At 38.1% G+C, this 21,151-nt stretch carries 13 protein-coding genes; 2 read left to right on the forward strand and 11 right to left on the reverse strand.

Annotated elements, in window-relative coordinates:
* Positions 1-51: 51 nt before the first annotated feature.
* The gene (locus IJE10_10930; GenBank protein MBQ2968617.1) at positions 52-2,265 is read right to left on the reverse strand and encodes a hypothetical protein; all 2,214 of its coding nucleotides are present in this window, start codon (positions 2,263-2,265) and stop codon (positions 52-54) included.
* A 669-nt stretch (positions 2,266-2,934) separates the two neighbouring features.
* Here IJE10_10930 and IJE10_10935 point away from each other — a divergent pair.
* Entirely contained in the window at positions 2,935-3,723 is a 789-nt protein-coding gene (locus IJE10_10935) for an AraC family transcriptional regulator (GenBank protein ID MBQ2968618.1), read from the forward strand.
* 76 nt (positions 3,724-3,799) lie between these two features.
* Here IJE10_10935 and IJE10_10940 read toward each other — a convergent pair whose 3' ends face one another.
* From IJE10_10940 to IJE10_10950, 3 genes are all read right to left on the reverse strand, one after another.
* Positions 3,800-8,734 carry a hypothetical protein gene (locus IJE10_10940; protein MBQ2968619.1) on the reverse strand — a complete coding sequence of 1,645 codons (4,935 nt, stop codon included), beginning with the start codon at positions 8,732-8,734 and terminating at the stop codon, positions 3,800-3,802.
* A 112-nt stretch (positions 8,735-8,846) separates the two neighbouring features.
* Positions 8,847-9,710: a hypothetical protein gene (locus IJE10_10945; GenBank protein MBQ2968620.1), complete on the reverse strand. Its 864-nt coding sequence runs from the start codon at positions 9,708-9,710 to the stop codon at positions 8,847-8,849.
* A gap of 426 nt (positions 9,711-10,136) precedes the next feature.
* Complete coding sequence (locus IJE10_10950; GenBank protein ID MBQ2968621.1) at positions 10,137-10,682, reverse strand: hypothetical protein; 546 nt, start codon at positions 10,680-10,682, stop codon at positions 10,137-10,139.
* A 144-nt stretch (positions 10,683-10,826) separates the two neighbouring features.
* Here IJE10_10950 and IJE10_10955 point away from each other — a divergent pair, with 144 nt between their 5' ends.
* The gene (locus IJE10_10955; protein ID MBQ2968622.1) at positions 10,827-11,009 is read left to right on the forward strand and encodes a CopG family transcriptional regulator; all 183 of its coding nucleotides are present in this window, start codon (positions 10,827-10,829) and stop codon (positions 11,007-11,009) included.
* Between the two features lie 652 nt (positions 11,010-11,661).
* Here the strand turns inward: IJE10_10955 and IJE10_10960 are convergent.
* The 7 genes from IJE10_10960 to IJE10_10990 all read right to left on the reverse strand — a co-directional run bounded on the left by IJE10_10960 (position 11,662) and on the right by IJE10_10990 (position 19,857).
* On the reverse strand, positions 11,662-14,733 hold the full coding sequence (locus tag IJE10_10960; GenBank protein MBQ2968623.1) for a metallophosphoesterase: 3,072 nt from the start codon (positions 14,731-14,733) through the stop codon (positions 11,662-11,664).
* A 66-nt stretch (positions 14,734-14,799) separates the two neighbouring features.
* Complete coding sequence (locus tag IJE10_10965; GenBank protein MBQ2968624.1) at positions 14,800-15,021, reverse strand: hypothetical protein; 222 nt, start codon at positions 15,019-15,021, stop codon at positions 14,800-14,802.
* Between the two features lie 187 nt (positions 15,022-15,208).
* The gene (locus tag IJE10_10970) at positions 15,209-15,448 is read right to left on the reverse strand and encodes a hypothetical protein (GenBank protein ID MBQ2968625.1); all 240 of its coding nucleotides are present in this window, start codon (positions 15,446-15,448) and stop codon (positions 15,209-15,211) included.
* 3 nt (positions 15,449-15,451) lie between these two features.
* Entirely contained in the window at positions 15,452-16,072 is a 621-nt protein-coding gene (locus IJE10_10975) for a helix-turn-helix domain-containing protein (GenBank protein ID MBQ2968626.1), read from the reverse strand.
* 418 nt (positions 16,073-16,490) lie between these two features.
* Complete coding sequence (locus IJE10_10980) at positions 16,491-18,287, reverse strand: hypothetical protein (GenBank protein MBQ2968627.1); 1,797 nt, start codon at positions 18,285-18,287, stop codon at positions 16,491-16,493.
* Between the two features lie 155 nt (positions 18,288-18,442).
* A complete protein-coding gene (locus IJE10_10985; GenBank protein MBQ2968628.1) occupies positions 18,443-19,255 on the reverse strand; it encodes a nucleotidyl transferase AbiEii/AbiGii toxin family protein in 813 nt (270 codons plus the stop codon).
* An 8-nt stretch (positions 19,256-19,263) separates the two neighbouring features.
* Positions 19,264-19,857, reverse strand: a complete 594-nt coding sequence (locus tag IJE10_10990; protein MBQ2968629.1) for a hypothetical protein — start codon at positions 19,855-19,857, stop codon at positions 19,264-19,266.
* Positions 19,858-21,151 lie beyond the last annotated feature (1,294 nt).

Consider the following 21,151-nt stretch of genomic DNA (forward strand, 5'->3'; position numbering starts at 1 on the left):
TCTGTTTTTTAAAAGCACCCTAGGGTTAAGGGTGCTTTTATTCTGTTGTTCTTATTCTTTCGTAATGGGGTCACACAAGGGAATCATTTCAGTGCCTCCGGGTGCATCTGCACCTGCGTACGGCGTTGTGTTCCATACATATACTGTCTGATTGTCCGAAACGGTGCCCACATACGGGGTAAGCGGTGTAATTACAACATCTTCAATGGTTGCTACACTCGTCATTTTTCCATCATTACCGCAGTTGATTACAAACAGCTTTGCGGTTACTGTGCCATCACTTGAAAGTGCAAATTTGTTGTCTCTCTTCGTAACCTCAACCTTAAAGGTTGTGTTTGCATCTACAAGGTAAAGGTTGGTTTTATTGAGCTTCGGTGTGCTCGAAATACGATAGGGCATCCAGGTTGCTGTTGTTGTGCTGCCGGGCATTAGTGTCATCGCGTTTTCTCTGTCCTTATAAGCCAGGTTGCTGACATTAAAGTCAAGACGATTGTTGCTGCTTGCAACAAAAGAGGTAATCTTATGTCCAGCAGGATGCGCAATGATCTGCTTAGAATTTGCAGGAACAGTAACACCGTTTAATGTATAATCGGTTGTATTCTGTACATATCCCGTAATGTATGCACCCATAAGTCCTTCACCGTCTGTTTCGTTTTCCACATAAGAGCCGTCCTCTGCATAAGTGAGTGCAAAGTTGAGCTTTGCATTATGTACAGCCGTAGGATTCAGACAAAGCTTGGTCGGCACACCTGTAGTATAGGAAGAACCGCATGCCGCAAACAGAGCTTCCACACTAACCGGGGAAAACGCATTTAAGGTTGCCTCAGATACTGTAATCACATCGTTTGCTTGCAAGGGAATCTTGTGTGCATTTACAACCTCTTTGCCGTTTACCGTAATGTATTCAGCAGTCGTGCCGTCTGCCTTTGCAGTAAGACCTGCTGCTTTGATTGCATCTGCAACGGTAGGTGTTAAAATATCGTCACCGAAAATATCGGTGTTGATTTCACTTGCAACCACATCGTATTCGGTGCCGTTTACAGTCGCTTTAACAGCATCCTTGCTCAATATAACCTTATCTAAGTAAAGTGCTCTTAATGCAACAGCCGTATCCTGCGAAATCGCGGTCGGGCCTGAATAAATATCTGTACTTGTAAGCGGAAGATCAATTGCCGCGTTGGACGGAACAAGTGCAATCATGGCAAGACGGCAATAGGTGTCCGACTGCTGTGCGCACTGCACTTTAATTTTCTGGTTCTTTGCAAGGGTTACGGTTGCACCGTCCTGCTTGGACCAGAAGAAGTAACGGTCTTTTGCACCTGTGCCTGCAAAATCATCGGGTCTTGCGGTTGAGTTGTACAAGACATTATCAATATAAAATTTTGCGGGACGGGTGGTATCATTTGTTTTATCAAGGTCTGCACGCATAACCCAAATGTCATAAGTGCCTGCAACCTTGGATTTAAATACAGCAGAAGGTCCTAAACCTGTTGTCATAGCCGCATTGTTTTCGTCCCATACTTTGTATTTGTGTTCATTGTTTACCATAGAACCACAGTCGGCAAGATTGCCGGGCCATACACTGTCGGACTCATTATCAAATTCGGTTACAGAAATGAAGATTGTACCTTCAGGGAATTTACCTGTATTGTAGGTTGAACCAATGCTCTGAGACTTATTGCTAAGCACTGCATTGGAAAGCTTTTCGGTAAAAAGTTTTGCCTTTGCGTCTTTATAGCGTCTGGTTACACCAATCTTGGTTGTACCGGTTTCGTCATAGTAGTCTGCACCGTTGATTTCAAGAACCAGTGCTGTACCTGCGTTGTTTGCACGGAAGCCGATAACGGGTGCATCAACCAGCTTATAAGTATAAGAAAACTCTTCCATTTTAATGGTTGTACCGTCTTCTTCATACACAAGCGAGCCATCTGCATTCTGCATGGCAGCGGTGCCTGTATAAGTGATATCTGCGTTGACCACAAGACCGTCAAAATCGTTTCCTGTGTTGTATGCCGAAATCTTAAGCCCTTTTTCCAGCTTAAAGCCAAGCGCTTCGGCAACCTCGCCTCCGTTTTGCAAAACGAAGGATACAGTTTCACCACTATAACCTGCATAGCCCGAGCTTGCACCTGTACTGCCGTAGGAAAGCGACACGGGTGCTTTAAGGTAGTTCATGTTGTCTTCAATGGTGATTGTAGCTGCCATTGCGGGAACAACCGAAAGAACCATGCAGATTGTAAGTAACAGTGATACTAATTTTCTCATGGATTTACACTCCTTAATTATTAAAATATGAAATGGGCGCTCCGTTGGGTGATGGAAAAGCTTATGCTGTCATTTTCCTTAAGCCTTGTGGTGAAAGGAGTAAGGCTCAAAACGCAAACATTCGGCAGGTTAAACCAAAGGCTCACTTTTTGAAAGCAGATTGAAAGCATTCGCTTTTCCGGAGCTTTTCAGAGGGGAGTTTCAGAAACCGGAGCAGAAATCAATTAAAAGGGCTAAAATGATTCAGTGGTTAAATAAATCATATCGGGTTCCGGTCCCCTTAGCACCTTTCTAAGACTCTCTGTCCCGGAAACTTTATGCATATAAACTTTTAAAGGCTGTATACCGCCGGTGAGAAACCGCGCACATCTATCTTGCGTGTGGATGAAGGACCGTCCGGAACGCTTCAAACGTAAGGAGTGATATCCGAAACGGATCACGCAGATGTTACGCGGCTTAATCCTGCCGGTTACGCCTGTTGCATGAAAATCGGCTGTGCCGATTGGAAACTTTCCTCAAAGTAGTGCTGCGGGATCGTATTCTGTCGCAGTTTATCATGCATTTTCTACATTTTTCTTGACACTTCCACCTCTTTATGATATAATTATATTGCATTTTATAGCGAGTGTCAATGAAAACATATTGCAAAAATATAAGGATATTGGAAATATGAGGAAAATACAAGACTTTTATGAATTGGAAAAATACCGTCCCGAGGACTACCCCTTCGTTGCAGCCACAATCGGGCACATTGATGTACAACCATACATAGACCGCGTAAATGGCTGGGATTTAAATCAATTCCTTTGGGTAACAGACGGCGAAGGCATATTTAAAGCTCAGGGCGAGACCTTTCAGCTCAGAAAAGGACAAGGGCTTTTTACCCGAAAGAATATACCGCACGGGTATGTACCGTTAGGCGACTCTTTTTCCACTTCCTGGGTTACATTTTTAAACGGCGACGGACTTTTAAAGCTTTACGACGTGGGAGATTGGTTTGTTTTTGACGTTCCGGATTTTCTGGAAAGCTCTCGTGAACAGCTATACGCTCTTTGTCAGACAGCAAAAACTCTCACATCCCGTGCAGCACACGGATACATGTGGGCAACAGAGCTTTTAGACGCCATCTCTGCCCGCGAGCTGTCGGCTACCGAAAAAATTCATCAATTCCTGGAGGAAAATTGCGGTTCGCCCATAACGTTGGATCAGATTGCAGAAGAAATCGGCATGGATAGATTTTCTCTTTGCAAATACTACCGTAAGGAAACCGGCGAGACCATTATGGACACCTTAAAAGCCATCCGCATACGGCGCGCCAAAAAACTGCTCCGCTACGGATTCGATCCGGTCGCGGAAATTGGTAGGCAATGTGGGTATGACAGTGTAAGCTACTTCATTAAAAACTTCCGGGAAGAAACCGGCTACACACCGCTTCAATATCGACAAAAAAGAAAATAAAACGCAGAAAACTGATATGCACCCCAAAAGTTAGACACTTTTGGGGTGCATATTATTTTTGCGTGTTTTCTTTTGCTTATTTATCCATAAAGATTATATCGGGTCTGAAGGAGCTTTGGGCAGCACTGTCCGGGAACATTTCCAGAAGCTCGGGAGAATCAATATTTAAAACGGTCTGATCCGTACCGCGGGCTTCGTTTGATACAACAACCGAATCGATGCTGTACTTTTTGCCGCCATGGCTGAATTCCACCTTAATCTTCAAGCCGTCAAGTGTCCCTGCCGCAACCTCAAAGGGAAACTCCGAAAGATTGCAAACCGCCCGAAGATACTTGGATGCACCTACGCCTGTAGGTCTAACCGTAAACGCCTTGAACGTATCCGGCACGGCAACAACCTTATCCTTTACACTTTCGGGATCGGGGATTTCGACATCCACATTCTGATCCGGCTTTGAAATGGTGAGTTTAAAGGTATGTGTCGTTACATAATCGGCAGCTTTTAAACCTTCAGGTGCCTGAATCTGCAAAACGGTTGTATCATCACGCATTTCATTTTTTTCGATTATGCATTCGTAAACCTTGCTCTCGCCCGTCTTGTTTTCGGTCATAACCATTGTAAGCTTAAGACCTTTGAGCAGGTTTTCTGATAAGTCGAAAGGATAATCAAAAAAAGGTGTTAAAAATCTGAGTGCAGTGCCGGAGCATCCCTGCCCTCTGTAAGTCACCGCAAACGGCTTAAAATCAGGAAGCTTGGATACATCAGGTGTGTTACTGTCTCCTGAAGCATTACCTTCTTCCACCTTATAGTCCTCAAATTTCCCGCTGGCAGGAATTATTTTTGCGGTTGTGCTGGTTTTAATATCGTGGTAAATCTCAGCAGGTGCATTCTTTGTGGGTGTTACAATGAGAACCGTTGTTCCGTTATCTCTTACCTCGTTTGAAATGATGGTGTTTTCAAGCAAAGCTGTGCCATCTCCCGCTTTCATGTGTAAAACTGCCTGCACCTTTGCACCTAACATTTCACCTTCGTTAAGTGTTTTAATGCCTATATTCTTCAGCAACTCTTCGGTCGGCACAACTAACCGGAAGGTTTTGGCATCGCTTAATCCGATTGCAGACACATTTATGTCAAAGGCTTTGAATTGAGGAAGTGAAGAAGTAATTTCTTCCTCCTCATATGTTCCGTAAACATAGGGTTTAATTTCATCGTCTGACAGCGGACTTAATACATTCTCTGTAACGACTGTCGTCTTCCCGTCAAGCCCTGTTGCAGTAACTTTAAATTGAATATCTTGATCGGCAGGCACCTTGATGATTGTTTCAAAGGGATATTCATCAATTACTACACTTTCTTTTTTGCCGTCGATGGTGTAGTCAAAGGTTACAGATTTTGTGTTCTGCGGTCTCTTCGTCGTGTAAATGTATGCATAATAATTTTCATCGTTAAACTGCAGGAGATATGCTTTACCGCCGTTAAATGTCTTGCAGGTGTCACCCATAGTGTTTGAAACGGTATAGTCACGGGCAAATGCAGGTGTTTTCACATCGGGATGCAATACAACCGACTGTATACCGCGCGCAGGAATGGTAACGGTAAATTTTCCGTTAACAATTTCTACCGTGGACTTGTTGCCGTCTTTATCATAAAAGGTTGCGGTTTCGGTATAGGTTTCATGATTCGGGATTTTTTCACCCAATGTGATGGTTGTAGTAAGGGCGGTATCATTTTCGTTTACCATTGCCAGACCTAAAACGCCGTCTTTCTTTGCTGTGATATAGTCAACCGCCACGCTGTCGGGCTCAATAATGCCTCTGTCAAGCCAAAGCCACATACCGTCTTCATCATAGAATTTACCCGGCGCAAAGCCGTACTGATTGGTTGTGAAATATGCATAACCTGTCTGCAGTACTGTGGGGAATTCAATATTTGCATCTGAACGAAGCCAGATATTGTTAATAAGGAAATCCTCTAACATGCCTAAAAATACGGGGATATGATGCCAGTAAATCAAGTTAAAGTCAGGTCCTTTGTAAGGATAGTCTGCTTGCTTATCGTGGAGCAGATACCGTTCGTTATAATAACCGGGATAGTTACCGAATCTGCCTACGATCGCATTTCTTGCCTGCGTTAAGAAGAATTCGTCGCCGGTGTATTTATAAATTCTAAGCATCGAACCGGGCCACATATTCATGTAGATAGCGTTACCGTTTGCAGGAGTCATGATATGCTCTGTGGTCATGCCCGTTCTTGCAGGCACCCAACCGGGTGCGGTTTCTTCCTTGAGCTTGGTTTCGCTGTCCTTTGCCAGCGTTACCACACCAAAAGGATTGCCCACTCTCCAACGAATGCCGTCCTTATGATAGTACCAGCCAAAGCCGTCATTTACCAGGGGTCTTTCAACCGTTTTTACCGGGTCAACGGTGTAATCTGATGTCGCATAATCGTTCTGATAACCGGTTGTCCAAAGGGTATACATGCTGTACTGCGCAGCATCTTCCGCCGCATCCAGGTACTTTTGCTCGCCTGTTGCTTCATACGCCTGTAAGAAAGCATTCAGCATAGCATTGGAGTCACCTGCAACGAAACCGTCAACATACGGTCTGTTATTAAATGAACTATCAGGGTTATCCATTGTTTCTGCAATATACTTATCGGCTTTCTCGATTATGGACGCAACATATCTGTCATCCGGCTGCAGATTATTCATTGCGTTTAATCCTGCTATACTCCAAAGTTCTGTATCGATTTCAGACTTTTGTGCTGCATAATTTAAGAAGAACGGCGTTCTGCCCTGAGACATACGGTATAAACCAACAAAAGTTGCAGCAGAGTTATATTCGTCAACACCTTTTAAAGGAGCCGGCGGATCCGGGAAATAGGTGCTGAAAGTCATGGTTCTGCCAAAGTGCTTTCCGCCTCTTGTAAGCAAATATGCCAACGAAGGAATTGCTCTTTCCTCTAAAATTGCTTCATTTTCTGTGAGCATATAGCGTTGCATCATTTCAATGATGTTTGATTGGGTTATATGATGCTCATGCTCCATGTAATAAAAGCCCATGCTCTTATCATCCCAACCACCGTACATATCATCCATAAGAAGATCGGTTGTGTTATAAATCGCCTCATTGATGGAATGATAGTAATTGCTTCTTATATCATTACACTTATACAAATCTTCTGCCACATGCACATAATTTGCATAGGCATCTTCGTTATTGTACAGAAGTCTGTAGGAGAAAGCATAGCTGTCCCCGGCATTGAAAAGAGAGCCTTCGCTGTTAAATACAGGGGCAACCAGCTGTCCGCGCGCTAATCCGTTAGGTGAACGGAACATCACGCCAAAGTCCATTCTTCCGGGGGTTGCAACATCCTGTCTTACCTCGGTCGGGTCAACAACCAAGCCCTTTGTGATTGCATTGTTGCCTTCGCCGAAGGTGAAGGTAACCATAGGCGTGAACATTAAATATTCACCCAAAACACAATCCTCTTCAGGAATGAAATCCTTTACATAGGTTACAGGCGCAGTAACTCTGTCGAATTCGTCATCCTTAAATTCATCTCCGGTGAAATAGGCAAAGGAATATGCGCCCTCTTTCTTCATGGTAGCATTAAACGTAACTTTTGGCTCAAATGACAATTCATCAAACGAATACGTTAAAGTTGCATCCACATTTTCAGAGGACATGCCCAGCACGATTTTATCGCCGTCCTTTTGCATGAAGGTCGGAATCAGCCATTCCGGCTTACCGCTTTTGTAGAAAGATTGATTTACTTTGGTTGATATTTCACCATAAAATCCATCATAATTCGTTTCATATGCTAATTTAGGAATCTCGGTTAAAGAGACGGCAGGTGTATCATATTTAATGGGTGCTTCGTTTGCACGCATTGCTAAAACACCTAAATCTTCAGATTTTGCTTTAACCAATCTCCATTCGTTGCCGACCTTTAAGAAAATTTCGTTTTGCACGAATCTTCCGCGCGGAACTGTACCCTCATAGAACACCATTTTAATCTTTTCATTTTCAATGGTTTCCGTTTTAGCAATATCTGTCATTTCTGCCTTAGCCCATGCAGGATACTGCGAAGGAACTATACCGTCTTCACTTGTGTTAATCGCATAATATTGGCCGTATTCTTCTTCACTGTCGGTAGGAACATAACTTAAATCTCTTGATAAAATAAGACCGTAACAGCGAGCATAGAAGCCTGATGTGTCTAAAAGACAAATATCGTGCTTACCTTTTGTTAAGTTATATGTACCAACTTCCTGCCACGCAAAGCCTTCTTTGCCATGGGCACCCAGCTTAACATCAGAGATTACGCCATCAATCGATGCATGGAAAAAGCGAGCACCGGGATTGTTGGTTTCAAAATCCTTTGCATATGCCCAAAGCTTATACTGTCCTTCAACCGCAATGTCAGCGGTAAGAATTGCAGGTGCACTTTCAGCCGGCACATCGCCAACACCGTCAGTTCTGCCTCTTAGTCCGGTTTCTCCCTCCAGAATCCAAACACCAAGCTCTCTGAAATGACTTGGGGTGTAAAAATAGGTTGTATCAGACACCGCCGGTTGATTATCCTGAATGGTAACGGTATAGGTTGCGTCATCCCAACCCACCTCGCAGTCAAAGCTTTCAGAAATAAAACGCAACGGAACCAGGGTTCTTCCGTCTACCAATACAGGCGGTGCATCAATCTCCACAGGCACACCGTCAACGGTTGCTCTGTTAGAACCAATGGAAATCACAATCTTTTTTCCTGTTTTGGATATGCCCGAAACAGATTCGTTAAATTCGCTCCAATTTACCTTCGCACCAAGTGCTTCAAAAATCGCACGCATCGGAACCATGGTACGTCCGTTCATGAGCATCGGCGGAACATCAAATGTAACCGGAGACCCATTTAACAGAACAGTAACCTGCTTTTCTGCTGCCACAACCGGCATTGCACCGAAAAGCGAAAACAAAACTGCCAAACAAACCATTAAAGCTATAATCCTTTCCATAAAACCATCCTTTCTATAACTCTTTTCTAATTTAATTTTATATTGAAAAAAAATCTCTGTCAATGAAAACATATTGGTAAAATATAATGATATTGAAACCCGAAATCAACTGTTATAAATTCATCAGCACCACCGCTAAAATTCCGATCATTACACTCAAAAACTGCGTTTTGCTGAATTTTTCCTTATACAGAAACAGCGAAAGCGAAAAGCTGAATACAATTCCCAGCCCCGATTTAATCGGAGAAGAAACCGAAAGAGGCAAGTAATTATATGTCACAAGGGTCAGCAAATTGTTGATTCCGTTAAATACGCCGGCACCTGCCCCATACAGCAAGCCGTAACGGATTGTCGCTTTAAAGCTGTTTCTTTCCATAAGAATGCCCAGTGCAAAAAGGACTACCGCCGCACCCCCTAACGAAAGAATCAGAAACTCATTTTTGTATGTATCGCCAAACGCGCCAAACTGCACTCTGCCAATAATTACAAGAGCTGCATTGGCAAGAACTGCAAGCACCACATTCAAAACCCATTTGGATGTGACCTTCTGCCCGTTTCCCTCGCCTTTTTGGTAATGCATCAAAAACAGAGATACTAAAATCATGCCCAATGCAACATACGTCATCGTCGAAGCCGACTCGTTTAAAATTAAAATACCGTAAAAAGTGGGAATCATAACCGAAAAGGAAATAAAAAGCCTTGTCAACGCAAAAGAGCCGGATTTTATTGCCACATAGGTACTGTAAAAGCCTACGGCATACATCAGGGAATTTAAAAGACCGTAGCCCCATATTTTACCGGGAAAATGCAATCCCCCCTGATCCGTTATGAAAAAGTACACCATCGCAAACAGGCAAATAATCCCGTTAAATACCATGCCGCCTTCGCCATGTTTTTCTCCATATCGTTTTATGAGCATTGCCTCCAACTGCTGTACCGCAAGCACGCAGGCAATTAAAAGCATTCCTGTTCCCATATAAACCTCCATTCGTGTTTCTGCCGCTTATGCAATCTCTATAATATAATTATATTGCTTTATATCTCTTGTGTCAATGAAAACATATTGCATAAATATAATAATATTGGAAACAACCGAATTTTGAACCCAGTTTCAAAAAATTTAACAATGGGGGTACAAAATAACGGAAGAAAAGAGAAAAACAAATATTTCTGAACAAATTCTAATTTTTTTATGCACGTTTTACTTAGGAAGGTCACCCCAAAAAGAAAAAGCCCTTTATCTAAAGGACTTTTAGGCAAAAAAATAACGAACCGATAGTTGAGATTGAATCAACTATCGGTTCTTTTTTGAAAGAGCCGAATGATTTAGATGCCGTTGTTTTATAGAGAAACAAAATGGTAAAAGCACCGCTTACATTGTAGGCGGTGCTTTATGTAGTTTTTATTTGTTTCTTATTTCATTCAAAAGTTTGATTATTTCTGCAAAACCAAGAAACATTGTTCCACTTATCAAAGAAGCACACCAATAGACAAAAGCGATAGCAAAGGAAAACTCTGTATCAGTATATGTATAATAATATCCTCTTTCTACCTCTACTGTTCCCAATACAATACCAGCAATAAATCCACCAATAAATACAATCCACGCTATAACAGTTAATGCTGTTGCAATAGGATTGTCTTTGTTAAAATGATTAAGAATTACATCTTCTGTTTGTTTGGAATATTTTTTAACTTCTTCATATTCTTCATCAGATACATCTATTGGCACTTTTTTATAATACTTGCTAGTTTGAGTTTGGCTATCCCATTCATAACAGGAAAACTCATCACTTTGTTTATTATCAGGTGAATATACTTTTTCAAACAAGCCCAAGTCAATTAAAGTTTTTTTCTTTGCTTCTTCCTGTTTTTTGTTTAGTTCTTCTTGCTTTTTTAATTCTTCCTCTTTTTTTGCTTCAAAAAAGGCTTTTAATTTTTCATTCATTTTTATTCCCTCCAAAATATGTATATAGATATTATAACAGAAATACATATAAAAGTCAATCCTTGTGAATACATTTTGAATATCTTTGTAATATATATTTTGATATTTATAAACATTATAATTGTATCAAGGAGTGAATACATTATGGCAAAAAGTGTTATTAAGATAAATAAAAAAGGTGAAGATGGTTATAAAATAATTTCTGTTCGCATTAAAGAAGGCACATTACAGAAAATAGATGATTTAGCAACTAAAAGTAATCGCTCAAGAAATGAATTGATAAATATAATACTTGAAAACTCTGTTGATGATGTAGAAATTAATTAACTATTGACCGCACAAAACGACTTGTGCGGTATTTTTTTGTCCTCCGTCACTTTAAAATTATAAACCCCTACTAAAAAAGCATACTGTATAAAAGGTTGAAACCTTTGGAACATTAGGTTAAAACCTAATGGCACTATTGCTAATGCGAACAATAAAAAATAAAAAGATACAGGATGCTTACTACAAATAAAACTTATTTGAGAAAGTTATAAAAGTAATAAAAAACAGAACGACTTAGAATGTCATCTAAATCGTTCTGTTTTGGTGGCAAATAACTTATTAAATAATACAATGCACCCCGAATTAACGATAGGTGCAATTACTCTGTTTTTTCAACATTATTTACTTTTTCATCTTTTAAGATATCCATCAATCTGCATATTACTTTTTTATCTAATTCGTTTGTTTCTTCTGCAAGTTCTTCGCGCTTGCACTCGTTCAACAAATTCTGTAGGTTATTTATTTCTTGGATGATACTGCTTTTGAAAATAAAAAATGACCGGCATAACCGGTCGTCAAATACAAAAGCGACTGACTCTCGTCAGCCGCTGTTTGCATTTACTCTTTACATTTTAGTTTTAATTTATCTTAGTCTTCAAATTTGACAAAAAGTTGTTGCGTTGTTTTTAACCTGTGCAAACACAACTTTACATTAATTTAGCAAATTTTTGTGTTGGGCCAAAATTGTTTCTTGCTTGGAAAATCCACAAAGGTTACAAAATTTCGTTCTTAAACCATGGTCACATTTATTATAGTTTAGGTAATGACCGATTATGGAATCTAATATACGCGAAGCAAACATTTCATTAGAACTTTCAAACGTTTTCTTTAAACTCTGAATTTCATCATATGAAAACTTATTTAAACAATTCATTTTCAAGTCTGCTAAAATCAATTTTGATGAAATCGAATCATCCTCCGTAAATGTTTTTTGTGCTGCAGGTAGTAAATGTTCACTATTAAGGGAAATAGCAACTTGATGAACCATACCTCTCGCCATACCAGAAACAAGCATATTAATAAATCTACGGGTTGCCTTTTCTACATCTTCACGACGGAATTTCTTTTTATCCTTTAATGCCCGCTCCATAACATACTCTATTAAGTCTTTTTCAACATAACCCATAGTATTAATAATAGCCTGAATCGAACGCATACCAAGTTTGTGCATTTCAGTTATTATTTCTAACTTTTCTTTCCCTCTTATCGCTACAGGATAATTTTGAAGTATTTGACCTAAAACCTCAATCGTTTTTAAGGCAGAGGTCACAGAAGCCATCTCTTTTTCTTTCTCTGAAATCTCAGTATCAATGACTGACTCGCCTTCGGTTGCCGTTCCATCATTTATTCCTATTTCGTCTAACCTTAACAATTCTTTTTCTTTGTTAGCTTCTACATTAGAGTCGCTAGCTACAGTCTTTGGAATAAGTGCATTAACAGCTTCTTTAATTTCATCAAAAATAGGATTGGATTTTTGGAAATCAAAGGCTTCATAGTTTTCAAAAGTAGCATAAGCATTCAGTAGGACGGTGTCTATAATTTCATTACTACCAGCAAAATGGCATACAAATATGATAATGTTACCATATGTTTCGTTATATAGAGCCGAACTCATTTTTTCAACTATGCTGATAACATCAGGATCCTTTAGGTTGTATGCTATATATCTTCCTGCAAAATAATAAAAAATATACGGATACTTAAATCGATAAACAGAGCCTTCTCCATAACTCAAGCGAATAATATTTGCCTCTATCATCTTAGCCAAAAAATCGGTTGCAGATAATTTTAAAAAGTAAGTTTCGCCTATTTCTGATATAGCATCGGTTAACTGTTCTTCAGAAAAGCTAGTTTTACCGTTTTTTAGCATTTCAAAACTCAATCTTGATAATACACTTTGGTCAATATTGTATTCTCCTGCTTTTGAATAGCTATCAGACACCTTTGATAAACAACTACCAATAAGCGATTCGTATAAAAAGCCATATTTGCTACCACTAAAGGTTTGTTTAAATGCATCACTATTTTGCAAGGTACCAATAATAAAAACAGGCAATGCAGGTATAAATGCAGCACCGTTACCTAAAAACGTATCTATTTGATTTCTAGCTATTTCTATTCGACTCGAAATTTCTTCTTCAGTCAAATCGTTTTCGTCCAAATGATACCATTTTGAAATCAGTTCTTTTCGTTTAGTATTTCCTAACGGCAATATATCATAATAGATTAATTGGTCTAACGAAGCAATATATTCTGACGTCAATATTGTTGGTAACTCCATAGAAGACGAAAGAAAAATTGTAACACGACCAAAAAAGCCGCACAAGAAATCCAAAACTTTTGCCCGTCTATCCTTGTTATATTTTATCAAATCAAAGTCATCAACAATTGCTATTCTTTTGTTTTTTGGTAATTGGTTGAAATCCTCTAAACAATCGGCATGGTATTGAGATACAAAAGTATTTTCGATCGTTTCTCTTATTTTACTTATATCAGAAGAAGTAAATGATTTTCCATTAAGAAATACACAACAAGAATCCTTTGCTTCCTCTATCAAAAACAGACGTTTTGCCAAAGCAGTCTTTCCACCTGTAGAAGCCCCTACCAAAATATTCAACGCATTATCTGACAATTCTTCAGCAATATTGGTTCGGATTGTTTTATTTCCTCTCTTTTCATTATGGTAATCACTTTTAACCAAATCAGGCCAAACAAATAAATCGGTCAACGTTACATCATCTTTTGCAAAATGATTTATAGTAATACCGATATCATTTGCTTCTGACAATGTTTTTTCATTTGGATGATATGTATTTCGAGCGGCCGAAATATTTTTATGATATTGATTACTTCTTTGTTCGCCTCTTTTATATGCTTCATTTGACCATATAAAATCAATCAAATTATAGTTTTGAAAAGACGAATCAAAATTAAGTACTGTAAAACCGCTGTTTTCGCTATAACTGTCTTGTAATTCCTTGCCGTGGTTGCAAAAAACAGAAAAAGAGGTTCCTTCTATTTTATAACTATCCCTTTCGTGCTCGTGTCCTACTAAAATCATATCCGCATTTGTACGAACATAATCAACAAATCCTCTTTTGTAGTCTGGGTTCAACCAGCCATCCGGATGGTGATACATACAAAAAACAACCTTATATTCATCCAGTTTTACAGTTGGGAAAAGGCTAGTTGGCATTATTATTTTACCTGGATTTTCCTTAAGAACTGACATCCATGATGTGTTCATCAAAAGAAAAAGCACCTTATTGTTGCCAACTGACACTTCTTTAGTTGGAAGACATTGCGAACTATCAATGTCATAATATGTTGCGAGGTTGTTATACTCTTGTTGCACACTGTTTACCACATTATAATATTCACGATCTATATTCGATTGCTTTGCAGATTGTATAAGTGCATTGCGTACTTCTGATGACGTGCTTTCAAAATCACAATCATGGTTACCAGGCACAAATAATATATTAACATCTGAATTCTTTTCTTGTTTAATGTATTCGGCGATTTCCGTTAACATATTTTTTGCAAGATCATATTGTTCTTTTTTGCCAGAATATGCAATATCTCCTGAAATCGCAATAATTACACTCCCATTTGATGGAAGCGAACTAACACACGCTGCTTTAAGTTTTCCAACCTTGTTGAAAATAGAATCTCTGTCGTTGTTTATATGTATATCAGAAAAATGAATAACAGATAGACTCATAAGCATCCCTCCTATATCGACATTATACATCAAAATAGAAGATTTTACAACAAAAATTGCAGATATTTAAATATCATTTACTTTTACAGTCCATTTTTTATTATTTAATGTCAATTTATATTCGCCTTTTTCAGTAAAGCATATAAATTCTGATTGTTTAGAACTTGTTTGTTTGTTTTCAATATATTTATGAATATATATTGTCTCTCCACCCACTCCTGTAATACCTAAGGGGACAATTTGTCCATTCGGATAAAAATCTGCTCGAACAATATATTCTTCTTTCATATTATCATCCTTTCTTAAAATAAATAATCTTATTATACAATATTGAGAGTGTTATTTTTGTCATAAATTGCGATAATATAAAAAAACATCAAGTCGCCGACTGAGCTACTCGTGTACTCAATCTCCAACTTGATGCCTATCCATAATTCCCATATTCACAGATGGGTGGATGTATCACTAATAGTATTTAGGTTTGAACAATCATCGGAATATTAACCATGCTTTGATTCCAAATTATTAAATGCGACTTACATTTAGGACAAATCACAATATAGTCTGCGCACATGTTATCTTTAGCATCCTTAAGCAACATAATCTTCGAATGATTAAATATATTTTTATTTGCAGCAAACGCAATATTTTTTGCTCCACATAAAGGATTAGGACATTTAAACCCTGGTAATTTGTATATTTTTTCTTTACTCATGCATTATAACACTTTCTTAAGACTATGAATTACACTAATAGCAACGCCTTGTATTTTAAGGTCTTGCACATAAATGTCGGGATACTCTATTTTGTTGGAATTACATGACTCCAAGAAATATTTTTTGCCATCATCAGTTTTCTTTAAAACCTTAAGATTATTCTTTCCTTCATACAATGCCACGACAATATCACCAATATTAGGTTTTTGACTTCTGTTGATAACAACATAGTCCCCTGGATGTATCCCTGCATCTATCATAGATTCACCTTTGGAAATAAGAACAAAAAATTCTCCTTTGCCGATTAATGATTCAGGCAATCTAATATATTCAATAATTTCTTCGCTTTCCTCTTGTCCTTCTCCACATGCGACATACCCCAAAACCGGCATTGAATAAGATGAATGCTCTTTATCCATACGATATGTCTGAATTTGACGCCGTCCCTTATATGCAAGCACTCCATCATCGTTTAAGGACTGCAAATATCTGTGCACAGTAGAAAGAGAAATACCGGTTTCTTCTGCTATCTGTCTCAGTGATGGGGATTCCCTATAGTTATCAAAATAAGAATCAATATAATCAACTATTATCTTTTTCTTAAAATCATCTTTAATACGCATGAAATCTCCTCCATACTGAAACATTTTGTTTCAGTATAGATATTATAGCACTACGATATAAAATTGTCAAGTACTTTATAGAAGTTATTTGATTTTAATTTGTTAAATTTAATGTAAGAACTAATCTTAGTAAACCCTCCTTTGGAGATTAATTTTTTTGTTTATAATACTCACTCAATGCTCGTTTTTCTATATTTTCTTTCCATTTCTCCATTTCATCTTCATTTAGACTAGAAATCGTTTATATCCTGCTCATCATCGCTCGCTATGAAGAGTTCAACCACAAATTCATTCATTGATACCACATCTCATAACTTCATATTATAATTTCAACTTAAATAACAATGTACTTTCTGCTTTTGTGTATAAAAAACGACCGGCATAACCGATCGTTAAACACTAAAGCGACAGACTTTCGTCAGCCGATGTTAGCAACACTATTTTCTTCCGCTATCTTTGCATTCATTTCTTTTATGTATGTCGTTGTTTCTTCAATAATGTATATTGTAAACGAATCCTTTTCTTTGCTTAGCATTTCTAAAAGTATCTTAACAAGTTTATCAAGGTTTTTCACTGTTTCTGCTATATCGTCATGACTTGACACGTATTTATAATCAAATACAAGACCGTTTAAAGTATGATACAACTCTCGCTTCTCACTATTTTCAACCCTTCTATACGCGGAAACAAAGCATTCTAACAACTCGTCATCAAATGAAACTACACTTTGACTACGAAGGTTTGAATTGTCGACCAAATCAGGCGATTTTAAGTATTCTATAAACTTACGCCGATATTCCCATGCTGCCTTTCTGTCTCGCATTCTTTCAATTTCTTTGTATAACACTTGGGCATGCTCACACAATTTAGATACATGTTCGGGAGTCATAAACGATGAATTCTTGGGCTCTGTTAACCTCCCAGCCTTAATTTCAGCTTCTCTTGTTCTAAACCCCGAAAGCAATTTTTGATAATCCACATCACACGGTAAAGGGATTTTATATTCATTTAACGCCTGCACTCGACTAAGCAAACTTATAATTTCCTGACAGCAAAGCCCACCGGTATATCCGAGCTCAAGTGCGTCTGGCAAACCTTTGGATATAATCTCATCATCCAAATTCCAAAAATCCCAATTAAGAAAAATCTCATAATAAGTAACTGCTTTAGGCTCAAAATGTACTCGCAACGAATTAATAAGTTCCTCTTCGTCCCATATCCCTTCAACACTCCATTTTTGAAGCGGCCTTAGTTGATACGATAGCAGTAGTTTGCTGTACTTTTCTTTTGCATTTGTTTCTGCAAACATATACCCATATTTTTCGTGCTTCACATAATTATTTGCTGCTGTCTCGAAATGTATGGCCCCGAACGAATATAAAATTTGAGCCATTTTTTCAGTTGGAATAGAACTCCTTTTCCAAGTACCATATATCCGTTCAAAAGCAATAATATATGTTTTGAATGTTCTAATATTCTCATGTTTGCTTTCACTAAAAATTTGTATTAAAACGTCTAAATTTTTCTGCAAAAATTCGACATATCCAGCGGTCGTTTCTTTATAGTTTTTCACAATCTCCGTGATTATATTTTTGTAATCAGAAACTAAATGCACGGTGCGTGATATAACTTTTTCCTTGAAATCATTATACTTGCTGCCAAATATATGCTTTTCGTCTGCAACAATTATTGTTTTGATGCCTGCATTTTCAGAATATTCATTTATAGCCCCTAATAATTTTGTGCTATCAACGTTGCATCTTTCGAAATCATCAAAAACTAATACCAATTTCTTGCTGATAATTGTTTTTTCACAATAACATTGTATTTCAGAAGAAGGCACAACGAAATCATATAAGTTAATAGATAACGCAGTGTTTATTCCCTTCGCAAAATTCGAATACTCGCTCAAAGCGTATGCAATGGATTTAATGCGCTCTTTGATAGGACCTATTACTTTTGCAGTACCACTTGCATTTTTGCGTAAGATTTGTGCGCAAAAAACGTTTTCTTTCACTTTTTTATGAAGCTGTTCTACAGTTTCTATACCAAAAAGAGAGATTGTAACAACAATGTATTTTTCACCATTATTTAATTCGCGAGCAATTTCCCTAATCAAATAAGTTTTTCCACAACCCCACTGTCCCGTAAGCAAAAGGGCTCCTGCAGATTCATTTGAAGAAACGAACTCACATATTTCCTTTTTGACATCCATGAAACTTTCCCCCCCCCCACTACTTTTATACGTCCTTAATTTTTATTTCCTTAAATTTTCCCGTTTGTACCACTTTAGAGCGTTCCGCTCATAAATCTCTCGCTTATTTTAACAACATTTTTCCGCAAAATAGACGAAAACCGCTCTATGAACTTTTATAAAACTAGGATTTTCAAGATATCCATAATCTGAACATACTCTATTTCTGCGGCATACGCAAACTGTTTTCGGTACTTGCCCCACATAGCTCTCAGTTCATCGCTTTCTTCAATGTTTTTCAATATATCAGATACATTCGTGATTTGATTAGCAGTACCTCGATGTGCGGCAGTAGCTTTCAGCGCTTCTTTAAATAAAACTTTATCATATTTTTGAGCAGTGGTAAGTATGTAAACATCATAAAAATCTCTGGGTCTGGTATTAAATACCCCTCTTCTGAGAATGGTTTCAACTTTTTCAGCCATAACAGTTTCAATGTTATACGCCCATAATTCATAATACATATCATCATTAAAAATTTCCGTAAATCTATATGGGATTGCACGAGGCGTAATCACATCACCTGTAGACACATCAACACTAAGAGATATCACGAGAGTCTCAAATTTTGCATCCAGCATTACCCGATAACCACCATATATATCATCTTCTCGAATAGGCGAAATTTTACCAACCTCGAAACAGATGCCATCATCACAAGAAATTTCACAAACACTTTCTAATGCAGAACGAATTGACTCCGTCGTAAGAGGTAAATTTTTGAGGGTAGTGTCCAAATCCATTGTTGCGCGGTTATCAAGCCCTACAATTGCAGCAACAAGCATTCCGCCTTTCATCACAAACTTATCTTTGTATTCAGACATCGAAAGTCGTACTAACAAACGTTCAAACATATAGTTTTGCAATATTACCTGGGCAGGAATATTTTTTTGTTTTGCTATGTTCCTTATTTTAGCTTTTAAGCTCATTGCATTACTCACAACAACACCTCCAGATATTGACGAACAAGTTTTTCCACTCTTAATTTTTTTGCATACTCATTTAGTTTGTTCAAATCTTTTTCGGGATTAGATATATACATTTTGAGCGCTGATAAAAATGTTTCTGTTCCCACTTTATTACGGCTACGGATTATATCGCATATGGTACGTTCCATATCATATGCCGGCACACCGTTTCCCGCCACCGTTTTTACTACTGTTTTCCCTAATGAAAACAGTTCTTTTTTTATATAATATACTTTGCATTCCGACTTAATTGATTCGGACGGAATACATCCGGATGGAGCAGTAACTGTATGCTCAAAGGGGGTTCGATCTGAAATCCCATGTAAAAATAAAGCCGTCTCATGTGAAAAAATAATTTTTCCGGAACGCTTGCTGATGGATAAAAGTTCGTCCTGCATATCATCAGGAAGAATATATTGACCCCTTGCAATTCTTTGAATTTTGTTTTCTTTACACATTTTACAAAGCACCGCCTTGGACACACCATGTTCTGCAGCGATTTTGGTTTCTATAATTCCACCATTATTTTTTGCTATATTAATAAGCTCTGCCATACAATTCATACAATCACCTCTTCGTAACTACTCTCGTAATATTATACTCCAAATTACGACGTAAGTCAATGTTTTCTTTTGTTTTTATAGCCTGCCTAATTGTAAATTCAGTTTCACCACGTCGACACACCAAAAAAATTAGAAATTTTGAGCATGTCCGACTTTTCATTACGCCGCTAAATACGGCAATTGCAGCCTATTTTGGTTTGTGTCAAATTGTAGCACAAACCTCTTTTGGATATGCACGTATCCCGAGAAACGGAAATCTATATATTGGTTTTCCGTTGGATTTGGAACGGAACACCTATTGTATATAGTCACTTACGTTCCAAGCGTACACGTGTGTGGGAAAGGCTAAAAGCCATGCCTTTCCCCACTACGAACGCCGGACTGAAAAAATTTTCCATGAAGCTCGAATACAGTTGCGTATCCGCGTGATAAAAGGGAGGTTAGTGCTACAATTTGACACAAACCAAACCCAAGCCTTCGTGGTCAACACTGCGGAGTCTTTTTGTATGCTCCAAAGGAGGCGGTGCTTATGCTTGCAGTATGCCCGTATGAAAACTAAAATAAAAGCAATGAAATGTTAATTGAATTTTTTCACTTCTGAATTTTTTATTTTTGCTGAACAAAGATGCTTCTCTCATCTCACAACCGGATAAAATAGTGTTGATTTTTGTTCTCATTGAAAACGCCGGAAACATCTTGGGGTGTTTCCGGCATTTCCGTTTTTGAGCATAGTCAACAAATTAGGCAACTCTGAAGCCTCTCTTGTGGTAAGCCTTTCCGCTTTGTTGTTTCTTATGTTTCTCATTTTCTTTATATATAATAAAAATATAAGAAATAATAGAAATAAAGCAACGCAAACACATATACGCGCACGTAAGAGTTTTTTTGCGTTAAGAAACAGCAATCGGAAATATGGTGTGATTTGTCCAACATTGTCACAAATGTCACGGCAATCTGTTATATGATAATATCCTGAGGAATTGAAAGTTGTGGCCGGTATCAAAAGATGTCCGTTTTGTCCAGTGCATCTGTGTTACAATGATAATGTAAAACGAGTGGACTGTTTTGGACTTAAATGGACTTAAATGGACTTGAATGGACTCTCAATATTTGTTAAACTACATAATAGAGAAATATAATCTTAAGCCTTCGGAGTAAATGTGCTTCGGGGGACTTTTGCTATAAGAAAAAGCGAAGTGAAACAATATATAAAAAAGATTCACCCTGGGGGCGGTAAAATCTTTGGGCCTTTTTTCTCGGTCAACGGGCGCCCCCCTTCACGCAAAAATTCGCA

It is taken from the genome of Clostridia bacterium (assembly GCA_017410375.1).
Lineage (GTDB): Bacteria > Bacillota > Clostridia > RGIG6154 > RGIG6154 > RGIG6154.

Bases quoted from the DNA above. Each gene is read 5' to 3' on its own strand.
- IJE10_10965 (MBQ2968624.1), bottom strand. From the start codon at position 15,021: ATGAAAGAAGAATATATTGTTCGAGCAGATTTTTATCCGAATGGACAA.
- IJE10_10960 (MBQ2968623.1), bottom strand. From the start codon at position 14,733: ATGAGTCTATCTGTTATTCATTTTTCTGATATACATATAAACAACGAC.
- IJE10_10970 (MBQ2968625.1), bottom strand. From the start codon at position 15,448: ATGAGTAAAGAAAAAATATACAAATTACCAGGGTTTAAATGTCCTAAT.
- IJE10_10940 (MBQ2968619.1), bottom strand. From the start codon at position 8,734: ATGGAAAGGATTATAGCTTTAATGGTTTGTTTGGCAGTTTTGTTTTCG.
- IJE10_10980 (MBQ2968627.1), bottom strand. From the start codon at position 18,287: ATGGATGTCAAAAAGGAAATATGTGAGTTCGTTTCTTCAAATGAATCT.
- IJE10_10985 (MBQ2968628.1), bottom strand. From the start codon at position 19,255: ATGAGCTTAAAAGCTAAAATAAGGAACATAGCAAAACAAAAAAATATT.
- IJE10_10955 (MBQ2968622.1), top strand. From the start codon at position 10,827: ATGGCAAAAAGTGTTATTAAGATAAATAAAAAAGGTGAAGATGGTTAT.
- IJE10_10930 (MBQ2968617.1), bottom strand. From the start codon at position 2,265: ATGAGAAAATTAGTATCACTGTTACTTACAATCTGCATGGTTCTTTCG.
- IJE10_10990 (MBQ2968629.1), bottom strand. From the start codon at position 19,857: ATGAATTGTATGGCAGAGCTTATTAATATAGCAAAAAATAATGGTGGA.
- IJE10_10975 (MBQ2968626.1), bottom strand. From the start codon at position 16,072: ATGCGTATTAAAGATGATTTTAAGAAAAAGATAATAGTTGATTATATT.
- IJE10_10945 (MBQ2968620.1), bottom strand. From the start codon at position 9,710: ATGGGAACAGGAATGCTTTTAATTGCCTGCGTGCTTGCGGTACAGCAG.
- IJE10_10950 (MBQ2968621.1), bottom strand. From the start codon at position 10,682: ATGAATGAAAAATTAAAAGCCTTTTTTGAAGCAAAAAAAGAGGAAGAA.
- IJE10_10935 (MBQ2968618.1), top strand. From the start codon at position 2,935: ATGAGGAAAATACAAGACTTTTATGAATTGGAAAAATACCGTCCCGAG.